This window comes from Erythrobacter sp. S57(2025) (assembly GCF_057365055.1).
Genome location: NZ_CP200299.1, coordinates 2,206,866 through 2,222,087, shown reverse-complemented (window position 1 = coordinate 2,222,087; position 15,222 = coordinate 2,206,866). Strand labels below are relative to the sequence as shown.

Annotated in this window: 11 protein-coding genes; 2 read left to right on the top strand and 9 right to left on the bottom strand. The window is 55.3% G+C overall.

What is annotated here, in order from left to right; genetic code table 11:
* Complete coding sequence (locus AC0V6N_RS10650) at nt 1-2,511, top strand: TonB-dependent receptor (protein WP_486171535.1); 2,511 nt, start codon at nt 1-3, stop codon at nt 2,509-2,511.
* A gap of 38 nt (nt 2,512-2,549) precedes the next feature.
* Nucleotides 2,550-3,170: an isochorismatase family protein gene (locus tag AC0V6N_RS10645; protein ID WP_486171534.1), complete on the top strand. Its 621-nt coding sequence runs from the start codon at nt 2,550-2,552 to the stop codon at nt 3,168-3,170.
* Here the strand turns inward: AC0V6N_RS10645 and AC0V6N_RS10640 are convergent.
* From AC0V6N_RS10640 to AC0V6N_RS10600, 9 genes are all read right to left on the bottom strand, one after another.
* Complete coding sequence (locus AC0V6N_RS10640; RefSeq protein ID WP_486171533.1) at nt 3,167-5,041, bottom strand: methyl-accepting chemotaxis protein; 1,875 nt, start codon at nt 5,039-5,041, stop codon at nt 3,167-3,169. The two genes, AC0V6N_RS10645 and AC0V6N_RS10640, sit on opposite strands and share 4 nt — an antisense overlap.
* Nucleotides 5,042-5,179: 138 nt before the next feature.
* Nucleotides 5,180-6,640 carry a methyl-accepting chemotaxis protein gene (locus AC0V6N_RS10635; protein WP_486171532.1) on the bottom strand — a complete coding sequence of 487 codons (1,461 nt, stop codon included), beginning with the start codon at nt 6,638-6,640 and terminating at the stop codon, nt 5,180-5,182.
* Nucleotides 6,637-8,205: a putative bifunctional diguanylate cyclase/phosphodiesterase gene (locus AC0V6N_RS10630; protein ID WP_486171531.1), complete on the bottom strand. Its 1,569-nt coding sequence runs from the start codon at nt 8,203-8,205 to the stop codon at nt 6,637-6,639. Before AC0V6N_RS10630 ends, AC0V6N_RS10635 begins: the two co-directional genes overlap by 4 nt.
* A gap of 125 nt (nt 8,206-8,330) precedes the next feature.
* Nucleotides 8,331-9,194 carry a CheR family methyltransferase gene (locus AC0V6N_RS10625; protein ID WP_486171530.1) on the bottom strand — a complete coding sequence of 288 codons (864 nt, stop codon included), beginning with the start codon at nt 9,192-9,194 and terminating at the stop codon, nt 8,331-8,333.
* 7 nt (nt 9,195-9,201) lie between these two features.
* The gene (gene cheB, locus AC0V6N_RS10620) at nt 9,202-10,302 is read right to left on the bottom strand and encodes a chemotaxis-specific protein-glutamate methyltransferase CheB (RefSeq protein WP_486171529.1); all 1,101 of its coding nucleotides are present in this window, start codon (nt 10,300-10,302) and stop codon (nt 9,202-9,204) included.
* Nucleotides 10,303-10,394: 92 nt separating this feature from the next.
* Nucleotides 10,395-10,760 (bottom strand): response regulator, encoded by a 366-nt coding sequence (locus tag AC0V6N_RS10615; protein WP_486171528.1) that lies wholly within the window; start codon nt 10,758-10,760, stop codon nt 10,395-10,397.
* Between the two features lie 85 nt (nt 10,761-10,845).
* The gene (locus AC0V6N_RS10610) at nt 10,846-11,286 is read right to left on the bottom strand and encodes a chemotaxis protein CheW (protein WP_486171527.1); all 441 of its coding nucleotides are present in this window, start codon (nt 11,284-11,286) and stop codon (nt 10,846-10,848) included.
* On the bottom strand, nt 11,286-13,691 hold the full coding sequence (locus AC0V6N_RS10605) for a chemotaxis protein CheA (RefSeq protein WP_486171526.1): 2,406 nt from the start codon (nt 13,689-13,691) through the stop codon (nt 11,286-11,288). Before AC0V6N_RS10605 ends, AC0V6N_RS10610 begins: the two co-directional genes overlap by 1 nt.
* A gap of 95 nt (nt 13,692-13,786) precedes the next feature.
* Entirely contained in the window at nt 13,787-15,166 is a 1,380-nt protein-coding gene (locus tag AC0V6N_RS10600) for an MATE family efflux transporter (RefSeq protein WP_486171525.1), read from the bottom strand.
* Nucleotides 15,167-15,222 lie beyond the last annotated feature (56 nt).

Genomic DNA, 15,222 nt, shown 5'->3' with positions numbered 1-15,222 from the left:
ATGCGTCACGTTCACTTGCTGGCCGCTGCTTCGTTCATCAGCCTCGCCATTGCTGCACCTGCCTCCGCTCAAGACACAGGCTCAGGCCAAGATGCTTCTGAAGACGATGGAGCGATCATCGTAACCGCCCGGCGCCAGAATGAACGGCTGCAAGATGTGCCAGCGTCGGTGTCAGTGCTGACATCGGATGCGCTTGAGAAGACAGGGGCAGACAACGCTCAAGACTTTGCGCAGCTGACGCCGGGTGTGACCATTGTAACCGGCACGGCAGAAGCAGGCGATACCCAGATCAACATTCGTGGCATCAATGGCGCACGCGATGCGGAAAGCTCGGTCGCACTGGTCGTCGATGGCATTCTTAAAACAAACACCGCGCAGCTGAACCAGCCTCAAGGCACATTGCGTCAGGTCGAAATACTCAAAGGCCCCCAAGGCGCTCTTTATGGGCGCAACGCCGCTGCCGGGGCCATCGTGCTGCAAACTGCCAAGCCGGGTGATGCGGTCGAAGGCGCCGTGCGTGCATCTTATGCCAATGAAAGCACCTTCGAAGGGACCGCATTTATCTCAAGTCCCTTGGGAGAAAACCTCGGTTTCGTGCTGTCAGGCTATTACCGCACCTCAGATGGTTTCTTCACCAACGAATTCCTCGATCGCGATGTAGTCGATGATCAGGAAGTTTGGTCGGTCGATGGCCGGATCGTTGCAGATATCGGAGAAATGACTGAGCTGGATGTAAAGGCGCGATATTCGCAATTGCGTGGCGCCTCGATCAACTTCAATTCTTCGTTCCACCTCCCAAATTTCGCCGGTGCCAACCCGGCATTCTTCGAGGACGTAAACGACCATCCGTTCCGCTATTACGGCAATATTCGTCCAACTAACGAACAAGACAGCTTCGACATTTCGGCTAAGGTTGAACATGACTTTGGCGATGTCACGCTTACGGCATGGGCGCTCTATTCTGATGTCGATCAATTGCTGACAGCTGATGGTACTTCGGCAGATTTCGCGCGCTTCATCACGGCGGTTGATCCTGCGGTCAGCAATGTAGTGGATTCGTGCTTTGGCACGACGGCGGCGCTCACTGGCTTTGAAGTCAACCAACCGGGTTTTATCGGTCAGATCCCTGTGCCATTCATCTTTTCACCCGCTGATGGGTCGACCTTTGGTGCGTATAGCCCGACCACTTGCGACGGCACGCAGCTGCAAATCCGTGAGCAATCCGACATTAGCGCGGAAATTCGCTTGGCCTCATCCGGCGGTGATGCATTGAGCTGGCAATTGGGCGCTTATTTCCTGCAGATCGACCGCGAAACAGGAGTTAGCATTGGCGGCGATACCGGCGCTGGCGTCAGCCGCGAATTATTCAATGCACCCGGCAGCGCCAACCCAACATCGCTGCTGCTTGCAGACAGTTTCGATACCACGGTTTTCGCGGTGTTTGGCAATGCTGAATATGACTTTGGCGATCTCACTGCAGGATTGGCTCTGCGTTACGACATTGAAGACCGATCCTCAGAATCGCTCGTTCCAGCTGGAGCTCTCGATCCGTTTACGGGTGGTCCGATCAATCCAGGCCTTGCATTCGGCGCGTTCACCCCGGTCGAAGAGACGTTTAAACAATTGCAGCCAAAACTGAGCCTCAGCTGGCAGCCAAGTCCTGACCTTAATTTCTACGCAAACTGGGGAATTGGCTTCAAATCAGGCGGCTTTAACAATCAGGGTTCCTCGGCGATCATTGATGCAAATTTCGTCCAGTTTATTGGGGCGGATGTTGCGATCGAAGACGTATACGACAAGGAAGTCTCCTCCGCGTTTGAAGTGGGCTTGAAAGGTGAACTCGCAAACGGTGCGATCACTTTCGACCTCGCGGGCTACTACACCGATATCGAAGACATGCAGTTCTTTGAATTCTTCGTCGGTTCCTTTGGCCTATTGCGCGTCGTCTCGAATATCGACGAGGTTGAGGTCTATGGGATCGAGTTCAATACCTCGGCGGAAGTGGTCGATGGCTGGAAATTCTTCGGCTCGGTCAACGTCACCGAGTCCGAGATCAAGGCAAACTCCTCGCGTCCATCGACGGTCGGCAACAAATCACCCTACACAGCAGACTACACGATCAACCTCGGAACTGAGATTGATACGCCGCTTAATGACAGCATCGATCTGATCTTGCGGGCTGACTATCGGATTACAGGACCGACCTGGTTCCATTCCTTCCAAGATCAAACTGCGCCAACCTTGTTCTCTGGCCTGCTGCCTATTTCTGCGCTGGCATTGCCTGCAGTTGTAGGGGACGCTGACTACAGCGTTGCCCAGCGAGAGGCGTTTGGCGTGCTAAACATTCGCGCTGGTATTGAAGTCGGTGAGTTTACGGCTTCAGTCTTTGCCGAGAACGCGCTCAATCGCGAATATCTCAATGAGGTGATCCCTGCGATTGAGTTTGGCGGTTCTTTCATCTCACCCGGTGCGCGTCGTTTGATCGGTGTGGAAGTGGGCTATCGGTTCTGATCTGGAAGAGCGTCAGTTCATCTGGCAAAGCTGATTGAATGGACAGCAGAGACGACAATTACGCCAACGCGTATGGGCAAAGGGCGGGCTTCGGTAAAAGGCCCGCCCTTGTCCTTGTCGACTTTGTGCAAGCCTATTTTGACCCAGATTGCGATCTATATGCGGGCGTAGATGATGCTCTGGCATCGGCCCTGAGGGTTCGCAAAGCTGCTCAAGATGCGAAAATCCCAACCGTTCTGACCAATATGGTTTACCAAGCCGGTGGCGCTGATGGAGGGCGCTTTTTCGAGAAAGTGAAACCACTAAACAGCTTTGTCGCAGGCAATCCGATGGGTGATTGGGCGACGGGACTGGAGCCAACTCAGAATGAAATCATCATATCCAAACAATATCCCAGCGCGTTTTTTGGGACGGCGCTCGCATCGACCTTAACCGCATTGGGGGTCGATCATGTCATTCTGACGGGCCTTACAACGAGTGGCTGCGTTAGAGCCTCATGCGTTGATTCCATGTCGCATGGTTTCATCACATCTGTTGTGAAAGAGGCAGTTGGTGATCGCCATCCCGGCCCGCATGAAGCCAATCTATTCGACATGAATGCGAAATATGCTGATGTTGTTGAAGAGGCCGAGATAATGGCCTTCTTTGCGGGAATTTAGGCGGAACGCACGCGCTCCAAAAACGCTTTGACTTGCTCGCTAAGTGTTTGGGCTTGCCCTTCCAACTCATCTGCATTGGCGAGCACCTGCTTGGCCGCTGACCCTGTTGAGTGAGAAAGCTCACGAACGTCGCTGATATTGCCTGCGACTTTGCCCGTGCCATGCGCTGCCATATCGATGTTCCGCGCAAGATCCTGCCCAGCGACAGATTGTTGATCCACAGCCGAGGCAATTGCGGTAGCAGTGGAATCGAGTTCATTCACTTGAGCGGCTATCCCGCGCAAGGCAGTGACGCTGTCGCCGGTTGTATCCTGCATCTCGCGGATTTGTTCCGCCACTTGCTCGGTCGCTCGGCTGGTTTGCATGGCGAGTTCTTTCACTTCACTCGCCACCACAGCAAAACCACGCCCAGTCTCGCCCCCTCTGGCCGCTTCAATTGAAGCGTTGAGTGCCAGCAAATTTGTGCGCTGGGCGATCGTCTGGATCAGTTCGACGATCTCACCAACCTTGTCCGCAGATTGTGACAATGCAGAGATGGTTGTGTCGGTCTTTACGGTCGCATCATTGGCGAGCCTTGCTAGCTCACTAGAAGACGTTGCCTGCTTGCTGATCTCGGCGATGGACAGCGCAAACTCATCGCTGGCAGCGGCCGCCGCGGTCGCGCCGATATTTGCTTCCTCAACTGATTGAGCCAGCTCATTGGTGCGCTCGCTCGCCTGTTCTGCAGTTGCTGCCATCGCTGTTGCGGTTGTTCCCAGTTGGCTGGAAGCGGATGCTACCTTCTCCACCACTTCGCCGACGGTGCGCTCAAATTGCCAGGCAACATCGTTTAACAGCTTGGCCTTGCGCTCATCTGCTTCTGCCCGCTCACGGTCGCGTTCCTGTTGCAGGCTAATGGTTTCCTCGGCCCGCTCAGTGCGTTCTCGCGCCCACACTTCGAGTTGTTCATTGGCACGCTTGAACTGCTTTAGTGCCCGGAGCATTTCGCCAATTTCATCTTTGCGATCATAGCCATCGATGGCGAAATCGCGATCACCCTTTGCAAGCCGCGTCATACCTTGCGTTACCTCCTCAATCTTGGCTGAGAAGTCGTAAGAGAGATATCGCAGACCCATGAACAGGATTGATGTTGCGATGGCTGCCAATGCGATGAGAATGGCAATCATATAGCCGAAATATTCGGCCCCTGTTTCTCGCGAATTCTCACGGTAGAGCGCAAAGTTATCTGCAAGCTCGCGGCTCTCTTTGATGATACTGCGTCCGCGCGTCGCTAGCCTTGTCGCCAGCACTTCCACTCGTTCAGCATCAGCACCTTGCGATTGCGCGGTGGTCACTGTGGTGAACGCATCATTATAGGCGCTCAACTCGGTCGAGGTGCGCCGCACGGCTGGGAGAAGTTCGGGCAAGGATTGCGCCGCGATCTCTTCGATCGTCTCGAGCCGACTTTGCGCAGCCTCATACCCTTCGCGCTGACGCTCAAGCACATTTTCCTCAGCAATAAACAAATAGAGCATGGAATTGTAGCGAAGGTCACCTGCAACACTGCGCAGTTCAACCGCCTCATACACTGCGACATTCATCCGGTCGGATGCTTTGTCCCGGAGCCACAGCTCGCCAAGACCCAACCCCAGGACCATCGCCATGGCAAAACCAATGCCGAAGAATATTCCAAAAACTGTGTTAACTTTGCCGCGTAACGACAGGTTGCGAAACCAAGTGAGCCGTTCGAGAAGGCTTGATGGGCGGGAACCTTCGCGTTTGGAGGGGTAATCCAGCTCCAAGTCGTCGCCAAGCTCAAAACTGGCCATTTCTATGCCGGGATGCGGCACCGCGCGTTCTTCGCGCTCGTCCTGCAGCGTCATCATATTCATGATTTCGTTCCCACATTATGGCCCAGAAGGTGTCACCACACAGCGCGTGCGCAATCCCTTTCACAAAGCGATTGTGTGAACGAAAATCCTTTATGAACCCTTTCCAGTCTGACCTCGGTTAACCTAAGGCTTAGAAAATCAGGCTTCACGAACCTTCTTGAGGAAACCATCAACTTGGCTGCGCAAGGTGGCCGCTTGCTCTTCAAGCGCAGTCGAGCTGGACAAGACCTGGCTTGCCGCGGTGCCGGTTGAAACCGATAGCTCGCGCACTTCTTTGATGTGGCCTGCTACTTGTTCAGTGCCGCGAGCCGCCAGATCGATGCTATGTGCCAAATCCTGCCCGGCAACCGACTGTTGATCGACAGCGGTGGCGATTGAAATCGCTGTGGTTTCTAGCTGTTCGACTTCTTTGGCGATTGTTCGAAGGGCGGTAACGCTCGCACTGGTTGTTTCCTGCATGTCGCGGATTTGATCGGCAACCTGCTCGGTTGCCCGGCTGGTTTGCATCGCGAGTTCTTTTACCTCGCTTGCGACCACCGCAAATCCGCGCCCTGCTTCTCCACCTCGAGCGGCCTCGATGGAGGCATTTAGGGCGAGCAGATTGGTGCGCTGAGCGATGGTTTGGATCAGTTCAACAACTTGGCCGACTTGCTGCGCAGAATCAGACAGAGCGGCGATGGTTGCATCTGCATCAGAGGCGCTGTTCGTTGCTTTGCGTGCGAGTTCTGCGGAAGAGGCAGCCTGCCGGCTAATCTCGCCGATAGACATGGCAAATTCGTCCGATGCCGCCGCAGCTGCAGTTGCACCCGAGTTCGCCTCATCCATTGAAACCGTCACGTCGTGTGTGCGCGTCGAGGCTTGATCGGCTGTCGCAGCCATCATAGTCGAGGTGGATTGCAATTGGCTTGAGGCGCTAGCTACGCCATTTACAACTTTACCAACGGTGCGCTCCAGTTGATCTGCCAAATCTCGCAGCGCATTCTCTCGCTCACGCTGCGATTGCTCCTGTTGTTCCTGCAGCTTGGTTTTGTGCTCCACTTCGCGTTTGGCAGCCTGGGTTCTGGCATCGCTCAAGCGCTTTGTGCGAACGCTTGCGCGGCGAATACGCTCAACAACTTGCGCCAATTCGCCATACTCGTCGGTGCGCTCGCAATGCGGAATGACGATATCAGACTGGCCGTCAGAAATGCGTTGTAAGCTGTCTATCAATTGCTGTGACGTGCGAATGACGTCGGTCTGAATAGCTCGGAACAGTGCAAGAGTTAGAACGACGCTGATCGCCACGGCGGCAACGAGAATATACCGTAGTCTCTCCACCGATGAGCTTGCCCCTGCAAGCGCATCTTCATCGGCGCTAGCTAGAGCATCCGCCACAGTTCCAAGGCCCAGAAACGCAAAAGCCGCTGTCGTGGCAACAATCGCAAGCGGCGCGCCAACTGTCAGGAAAACCTTTTGCGCAGTGCTGCGCTTGCGAAACCAAAGAGTCAGCGGATCGACGTGCTCGTCATAGATCAATGCATCACTGCTGGGTGCGACTTCGGAGGCGTCAGCGCTAAAGTCCTCAACCGTCCAATCGTCTTTTGAAATTGGCGCATTCATGCGACTTCCCCTCTCGATGACAATTGAGGCGAGCGCGTCTGCGTTACCTCATTATCACTTCTTTTGTTTGCGGATTCGTTTTGTTGTGAAATCAGCGCGTCTACCTCAGGCGCAGGCATGGCCTTGTAATAGAGCCAGCCCTGAATTTGATCGCAGCCGGCGGTGCGAACCAGTTCGGCTTGCTCTTCGGTCTCGACCCCTTCCGCCGTGACAGCCATGTTGAGGGCCCGGGCAAGGGCGACGCTAGTGATCATCATCGCTCGGCTGCTTTCGTCAGCGCCTGCATCGACGACCAAACTGCGATCCAGTTTTAGCTTTTCAAATCTAAACTGGCGCAGGAAACCGATCGAGGCATAGCCGGTGCCAAAATCGTCCAGTGAAATTCGAACGCCGAATTCACGAATGACATTGAGCGTTCGTTCGGCAACAATCGGGTCAAGAACAAGACAAGTTTCGGTAACCTCAAGTTCAAGGCGTTGCGGAGGGAAGCCAGTTTCCTCCAGAATCTCACCCAGTTTGATCGGAAATTCTGGATCACGCAGTTGCGCAGCGGAGATGTTGACCGAAAGTGTGATGCCTTCCCACTCAAGAGCCGTGCGCACCGCTTTGCGAAGGACCCAATGGCCGATTGGGTTGATCAGACCAGATTCCTCAGCAACGGGAATGAAGACATGCGGACCGATTTTCTCACCGTCTTTGCGATCCCAGCGTAGCAACGCTTCGACAGCGACGATCTGGCCCTTCTGCGCATCCACCAGTGGCTGGTAAACGAGTGAAAATTCATCCTCAGCAAGACCTTGACGAAGGTCATCTTCCAATTCGCGCACCGCATCGCGGCGTTGGTCAAAGCTTTGCACAAACCACGTGCAGCGCATTTTGCCACTGCGCTTGGACACAAACATCGCCACATCGGCGCGGCGCAACATTTCGCTGGATGGCAGACGGTCACCGGGAATGCTCTGCGTGAGGCCGATGCTGGCGCCGACCGTGATTTTTCGGCCGGCGATTTCAATAGGTTTGTCCAATTCCTTTAAAAACGAACGGCAAAGCCCTTCCAGGATCGTCCCTGCAACGCGGCCATGCACAATTGCGGCAAACTCATCGCCGCCCAGCCGATAGCAAGTTGCCTCGCTACCAAAGATGGATTGTAGGATCGAAGTGCATTTCTGGATGAGCGCATCGCCAAAGGCATGGCCATAGCGATCATTGACTTGGCTGAACCCGTCCAAGTCGATCAGTGCGATAGCCATCTCGTCATTGCCATCTGACTGTTCTTCGATGTCAGCATGCAGAGTTCGGCGATTGGGCAGGCCGCTGAGGGTATCAATCGAGCTGAGCAATTCAAACTCCCGGACGCTCGCGAATGCTGAGCGGCTCAAGAAGAAGATTGTAGCAGCGTAAATAAGAGCGCCCGCGATAAGCAGAGCTGAAGGGGATGCAATCTCAAGCGTTTCGCTGGCAAATACCGTTCCTACTATGAGTGCGAAAACGGCGGAAAGTGTGACCAATGGCAATATTACAAGCCGCGTCGGCGTCAACCGTATCGGCAATCTAGGCTCAGGCACGCTGGCTCCCCTTTTCGTGCCAGAGCGGCACTCCTTCGAAGCGCAATTATCTAAAGAGGAATGGCTAATTTAGCGTAAATGACTACCGATGAACCCTTAGTCCGCTCGCAAGCCTTTGATAAAGCTTAGCTGGTGGCAAGCGCCGAGCTGCGAGCAACATTTTCCTGCAGTTCGAAAATGCTCAAACGCTTCGGAGAGGGAACGAAGGAGCGAGTATGGCCGACGGCGGTTTCGCCAGCACCGAGCATAAGAAAACCGTCGCGTGCGATAGCGCTTGAAAGCTTCTGAAAAGCTGCTGCCCGCGTGTCTTTATCGAAATAGAGCAACACGTTGCGGCACAAGACGAGGTCAAATCGTTTGTGCTTAGGCGGTTCGCCTAGAACATTGTGTTGCTGAAAGCGGGTGATTGAGCGGACATGATCGCGAATTTGCCAGCCATCGGGCGTTTCCTCAAAATGTCGTAGCATCTGCGCAACTCCTAGCCCGCGTTGCACCTCAAACTGAGAATACAATCCCGTTCGAGCTGTGCGAATGGCGCGGTGAGAGACGTCAGTCCCCAATATCTCTATCGTCCAGCCGTCCCATTTTTCACGCTGATCTTCGAATAGCATTGCTAGCGAGTGGACTTCTTGCCCGGTTGAACATCCCGCGCACCAGATCGAAATCCGTTTTGTGTGCTCGCGCCGTTTGGCCAGCGTCGGCAAGATATCGTCCGGTATCTGGTCAAAGGTGGGTTTGTCGCGGAAGAAATAAGTCTCATTGTTCAGCAATGCTTCGACCACTTCGGTCGCAAGATCATTGTCGGTCAAGCGCCTGCGGGGGACATCCAATAGGCAGACCAGCTGGTCAATATTGCTGATGCCGTGATGACGGAACACACCAGACAATGCCGTTGGAACACGCCAACGACGGTTTTCGGTTAAATGTTGTCCAGTGCGGGCCGAAAGCAGATCGGCAATTATCTGGTGAGAGGCTTCGCTGGCATCCATGCGGCGATCAATCAGCCGAACCGGAGACGGTTTCGCGCCTTTTCAATGCAAATGCTTGGTCCGCAAATTCGGTCAGGATTGCGCTGGCAAGCTCATCCGCAGGTGCAATGTAGCTGGTAAGGCCAGCTTTGGTGACCGCGCCCGGCATGCCCCAAACCGCACTGGTTTCTGCATCTTGGGCCCAGATCGTACCACCGGCCGCTTTCAACGCTTCGGCCCCTTCGAGACCATCGCGCCCCATGCCAGACAGAATTATCGCGAGCACGCGGCCATCGCAGGTCTCAGCAAGACTGCTCAGCATCGGGTCAACGGAGGGAAGGCAGCCGCTCGTCGCAGGCTCTGCCAAAATCCGTGCCACTAGGCGATCCCCGCGACGCCGTACGACCATGTGACCATGACCTGTTGCAATTGCGATCTCGCCTTTGCGAAGTTCTGTCCCATCATCGGCGATATGAGTTGGACGTCCGCTTGCCACCTCAATCTGACGCGCAAATACCGGGATGAACGAACTTGGCAGGTGCTGCGTGATGACAATGGGTGTGGTGAAATCGGGAGTAAGGGCTTTCAAAAGCACGTTGATGCCGTGGATGCCGCCGGTCGATGCTCCTATCGCGACCACCTCGGGTTGCACGGAACCGTGCCATCTCTTGCCTCGAGCAGGTGGATTGTCCCCGTTTGCTGACGCCTTTTCACTGGCGTCTTGATCTTGACCACGAGTGGTGTTGCCTAGCGCCTTAATCTTATCGAGCAGTAGGCTGCGATACTCATCGTTAAAACCACCCGGACGTGGTTTGAGCATGGTGTCTGCCGCACCTTGCGATAGAGCCTGAACGGTTGCTTCGGCACCATCGTCAGTCAGAGAAGAGACGACCATGACCTTGGTCTTGGGCGCCGTTTCAAGGATTGTTGGCAAGGCTTTTAAGCCGCCCATTCCCGGCATTTCGAGATCCAGCAGAACGACATCGGGTTGTTCGTCTGCCTGTGTCGCTTTCAGCTGCGCAATTCCTCGTTCAGCGCTGCTGGCGGTGTCTTGAACCACCATTGCATCGTCGCTTTGGACCATGCGTTTGAAAATGGTGCGCACGGTAAGCGAATCGTCGATCAACATCACGCGGATCGCGTTTGGCGCTTTTACACCCGTGTCACTTGCAGGTGCGCGTGCCGATCTTAGCAATCGGGAAGGGGAGGCAGTAGGCGCGTTCACGCAAATCCGACCAGCTGCAATTTAATCTGAAGCGTTTCGTGATCGAACGGCTTCATCACATATTCGTCTGCTCCAGCGCTGATCGCTTCGCGGATATGCGCAACATCATTTTCAGTGGTGCAAAATACGACCTTTGGCTTTTCGCCGCCTGGACGTTGTCGCAGCTGTGTGATGAATTCGATCCCGGTCATAACCGGCATGTTCCAATCGAGCAGAACCACATCGGGCATGTCCGCCTCACATGCGTCCAGACCCAACTTGCCGTTCTCTGCCTCTGTCACGGAAAAGCCGAGCGTTTCGAGAATGTGCCTAGACACTTTCCTAATCACTCGGGAATCATCAACGATAAGGCACGTGTTCATACTGGATCCTTCGATGTGTTTTTTGATCCGGTGCGACCCCTCGATCAAATTTACGCAAAGCTAGAACGAGAAAGTAAGTTTTGGATTAAGCTGCGGCCTCAATATCCGCAGGACCAGCGATCAATTTTGCAAGGTCTAGAAGCAAAGCGGGGCCGGCGCGCGTTTCGATCATGCCCGTAGCAACGCGGGTCCATTCAGGGCCAAATCCGCCCGGGATGTTATCAGGCTCGCACATTCCGGTGCTGATATCTTCGATTGAATCGATCCGCAGCGCATAGAAGTAATCTTCAACTGCGACGACAATGGCTCTGTCATCAAGCGGCCACTCCTTCTCATCGAACCCCAAAGCGGAACGGCAATCGATAACTGTCAGTGCCTGGGAGCGCATCGCGGTGATCCCAGCGATGAAACCGGGCGTCTGCGGGATCGGCGTAATCTGGCCAACCTCAATCACAGATTTCACGTCGTGGGCCGCTATTGCGCAGCGTCGACCGGCGATTTGAGACATTACAAGCAGGTCGTTCATTAGCCGTTCCCTCCAGCAGCGCAGGCCTGGCGCAAGGCATCGATCAGACCCTCGCGATCATATCGATAAATCGTCTTGGCAGCGGCCGGCGCATCTGGTGCATCGCGAAGGCGGACTATGGGCACATTGAATTCGACATCGATGGCCTTTGCGGCCTCAAAATCTTCGTCGAACCAGATCGCCACATCTTCCTGTTCATCGTCATCGGCAGCGATTTCGTAGCCGGCTGATGTCACGAGCGGAGCAAGAATCGTGTGAGCCCAGTCGCTCTTGGGAAGACGACAGACAGGCTTCTTGAGAGCCTCCGGCGCCTCTCCATGAAGAGCAAAAAGCTCATGTCCGTCAATTAGTGCGACGGTTTCCCCATCGACCAGCGTCACTGCTTCGACAAGAGGGTCATCACCTGCGGGTTTGAGATCATTGGTTAGCTCCACCGCATCGTCGATTTGTCTAACAGCATGCAGCAATTCACATGCGCCATCGCTAAGCCGCAGTAGGCGAATTTTGTCGCCGATTGTTGTATTTTCAGGCAGTCCGACAAGCGGCAAAATAAGGCCATCAATGACAGCGCGAGGTGAAGAACCGGTCAAGTCGATTGCAGATGCAGGTGCGGTTTCAATCCGTTGCACTAGTTCGAGCCGCACAGCACGGCGGCGACCGCACAGATCGGTGAACAGCATTGCGCGGCAAGCAGCCTTAGCAGTCGCCTCTTCGCCTTCATTCGCAGCGTTAAGAACGCGTCCGCGCGCATCTGAAACGAGGCCATAATTTGATGCGATATTGGTCACATCAAGCAGGAGCACTGGCTGTCCATCGTCAAGCAAGGTGGAGCCAGCATACAGGCCACTCTTCATAATCGCCGGGGCGAGCGGTTTGACCACAACGTCGCCGTGCGAATGGATGCGATCCACCGCGAGCGCGAAGAGGTCACCGCTTGCCAGGCGTAGCATCACCATTGTCTGCTGATCCTCGGCAAGTTCACCTGAGGCCAGGCCCAAAATTTGCGTAAGCATCAGGCAAGGGACGCGCATGCCACGGAAAGTTACCAGCGCCGTCTCTCCGACGCGCGTAAAATCGAGAACTTTGGAAGAGGCATGGATGATCTCTTCGACATAGCTTTGCGGGATGGCAAAGCGTTGATCGGACGCTTCGACGGTCAGGCCAGCGATGATCGACAGCGTTAGTGGGATTTGCAGTGTGAAGAGCGTGCCTACGCCCGTCGTGCTGCTCACTTTGATAGTGCCGCCAACTTTCTCAAGATTGTCGCGGACAACATCAAGGCCGACACCCCGACCAGAGACATTGCTGACCGCATCGGCAGTGGAAAAGCCGGGTTCAAAGATCAATTGCAGGATCTTATCGCGGCTCATCTTTGCGCGCTCGGATGATGAGATCAGATTGGTCGCGACGGCTTTGTCCGCAATTCTGTCTTCGTCCAGTCCGCCGCCATCATCACTGACAACGATCGAAATCGTATTGCCTGATTGGCGCGCGGCGATTGACAGCATACCGATTTCACGTTTGCCTGATTTCAGGCGCTCGCTGGGCTTTTCAATGCCGTGGTCGATGGCGTTGCGGATAATGTGCGTCAAGGGATCGCGGATCATCTCGATCATCTCGCGATCCAGTTCGACATCGCCGCCTTCCAAGTCGATCATGACTTGTTTGCCCAGCTCTGCAGACAGATCGCGGACCAATCGCGGCAATGCCCCAAACAGGGCCTCGATACGTTGCATTCGCATTCGAGTGATCGCATCGCGGACATCAGCGAGGATGGTAGTGAGGCGTTCGAATGGACCGTCAATGGTGGGCTGCGTGCCTGCTTGGCGTAGACGATGCGCCAAATCATTGCGGGCAAGCACCATGTCAGAAACGCCGCTCATCACGCGGTCGAGCAGATCAACGGGGAGTCGGATAGAGCGTTGAACTGCTACCGTTTCGGCTTTCTTACTTTCGACGGCGGGCTCGCAATCGGGCGCACCTTCATCGATTAAATCACTGGCGGGGTTGTGAGCTGGCGCAGTCTCGCTAGCCTCGCTTTTGTCGGCAAGAGCGCTGATCAAAGTCTCATCGCCACCCATTGGGAAATCCGCACCCGCTTCAATCGCATCTACCATCTCAACGATGCGATCGATGATGGCGAGTACGGCTGTAACAAGCGCGGCGTCTGGCTCGCGTCTTCCGGCACGGCAATCCGCTAGCGCGTCTTCGGCTGCGTGGCTGAGACTGGCGAGCCGGGGAAAGTCGAAAAAACCGCAATTGCCCTTTACCGTGTGGACAAAGCGGAAGATTGTATCGAGGCGCGCACGGTCTGCGGGGTCAGCTTCCCAGGCGATAATCTCACCCTCGCTGGCCTCCAGCATTTCCCGTGTTTCTGCGACGAAATCCGCCAGCAGGTCGTCCATAGCGCGCGTGCCCCTATTATTTGATCTAAGGAGCTATGCAGCGAGATGGTTAACGAACGCCTACCAAGCAGCAGAGTATGGAGGGCGCTGAGCGGCTAATTGCTACGGTCAGGGGCGCGCCGGGTGAGCACCCACCATACCAATAAGATTCCAGTGACCCCGCCCACTAGATTGGCTGCCAACTCTGCCGAGTAGATGGCGGCGCTGCCCCAGCTTGTTGACAAAACCCATGCGAAGGGGAGCATCACCAAAAAAACGCGGGCGGCCGATTGGGTGAGAGCAAAGCTGGCTTTGTCGACCGCGTTCAAGATGCCGTTCGCGACGATTAAAAGTCCGAAACCTGCATAACCCCAAGCCGCGACTTGGAGATAAAGAGCAAATTCATCGACCACGGCGGCATCTTCGGTGAAGAGGAAGGCGAACCATTCCCCTGCTGCGACCATCGCCACAGCGATGCCAAGCCCCCAGATCACGCAAAATGCAAAGGCGTAAAGCGCAGCCTCCCGCGATCGCCCATATTCGCCTGCGCCCCAATTTTGGCCCACGATCGCGCCGATGGAGCCTGACAAGGCCAGCAACGGCACTGTCGCAAAACTCTGCAATCGGCCCGCTGCGCCAAAGCCCGCCACTGCGGCTTCCCCTTCCAATGCAACCAGCGCGGTCAGGATCGACAGGCCGATGGGATTGATCGCGTTGGAAAACGCGGCTGGTCCGCCGACCCTGAGCATTGCGACTGCCGGGTCGACCAAATTGGTGTTCCTGAGCAGTGATAGATCAAAGGGGATCGCCGTATTCTTCATCAACCACCACGCCATCACCGCGCCGCAACCCCACCCGATAACGGTCGCATAGGCCGCGCCCAAAATCCCAAAGCCTTCAAACCCAAATGCGCCAGTGATCAGGATCGGATCAAGCACCCAATTGGCCGCTGCATACGTGATGCTGACGGTGCTGGTCCGGCGCGCTTCGCCTTGACCGCGCAACACGCCATTAAAGCCCATGATCAGCAGGATCAGAGGGAAGCCCAGCGCGAAAGGCTGCATATATGTGCGTATCAACGGCTGCACGTTTTCAGGAGCATTCATTAAACGGAACAGCGGGTCGCTAAAGACAAACAGCGCCAGTCCCATCAGCACGCCTGCAAACACCGCAAAAACGACACCGAGATTGGCGCGGCGCGCGGCGCGTTCATCGTCCCCTTCGCCGAGCGCGCGCGCAACGACTGAGTTGATCCCAACCATCACGCCCACGCCAAGCGATGTCAGCGCGACCGAAATTGGAAAGATAAAGGATATGGCGGCCAATGCGTCGCTGCCCAGCTGGCCAATAAAATAGGCATCGACAAGTCCGATGGACATGATCGCTGCGACACCGATAATCGCGGGCAGGGTCTGCCCCACCAAATGCCCGGTGATACTGCCGCGCGTCAACTTGGCATTATTGGGTTTGGCCTTTGTTTCGGAAGTGTCGCTCATTGATGCACCGCGCCTTGCCTCAGCACCGGCTCAAGGCCAAGTGAAATCCTTGCGCA

Excerpts from the sequence above, each read along its gene's own strand:
- AC0V6N_RS10600 (WP_486171525.1), bottom strand. The coding sequence starts at position 15,166 with ATGAGCGACACTTCCGAAACAAAGGCCAAACCCAATAATGCCAAGTTG.
- AC0V6N_RS10615 (WP_486171528.1), bottom strand. The coding sequence starts at position 10,760 with ATGAACACGTGCCTTATCGTTGATGATTCCCGAGTGATTAGGAAAGTG.
- AC0V6N_RS10650 (WP_486171535.1), top strand. The coding sequence starts at position 1 with ATGCGTCACGTTCACTTGCTGGCCGCTGCTTCGTTCATCAGCCTCGCC.
- AC0V6N_RS10645 (WP_486171534.1), top strand. The coding sequence starts at position 2,550 with ATGGACAGCAGAGACGACAATTACGCCAACGCGTATGGGCAAAGGGCG.
- AC0V6N_RS10640 (WP_486171533.1), bottom strand. The coding sequence starts at position 5,041 with ATGAATATGATGACGCTGCAGGACGAGCGCGAAGAACGCGCGGTGCCG.
- AC0V6N_RS10635 (WP_486171532.1), bottom strand. The coding sequence starts at position 6,640 with ATGAATGCGCCAATTTCAAAAGACGATTGGACGGTTGAGGACTTTAGC.
- AC0V6N_RS10610 (WP_486171527.1), bottom strand. The coding sequence starts at position 11,286 with ATGAACGACCTGCTTGTAATGTCTCAAATCGCCGGTCGACGCTGCGCA.
- AC0V6N_RS10625 (WP_486171530.1), bottom strand. The coding sequence starts at position 9,194 with ATGGATGCCAGCGAAGCCTCTCACCAGATAATTGCCGATCTGCTTTCG.
- AC0V6N_RS10605 (WP_486171526.1), bottom strand. The coding sequence starts at position 13,691 with ATGGACGACCTGCTGGCGGATTTCGTCGCAGAAACACGGGAAATGCTG.
- cheB (WP_486171529.1), bottom strand. The coding sequence starts at position 10,302 with ATGTTGATCGACGATTCGCTTACCGTGCGCACCATTTTCAAACGCATG.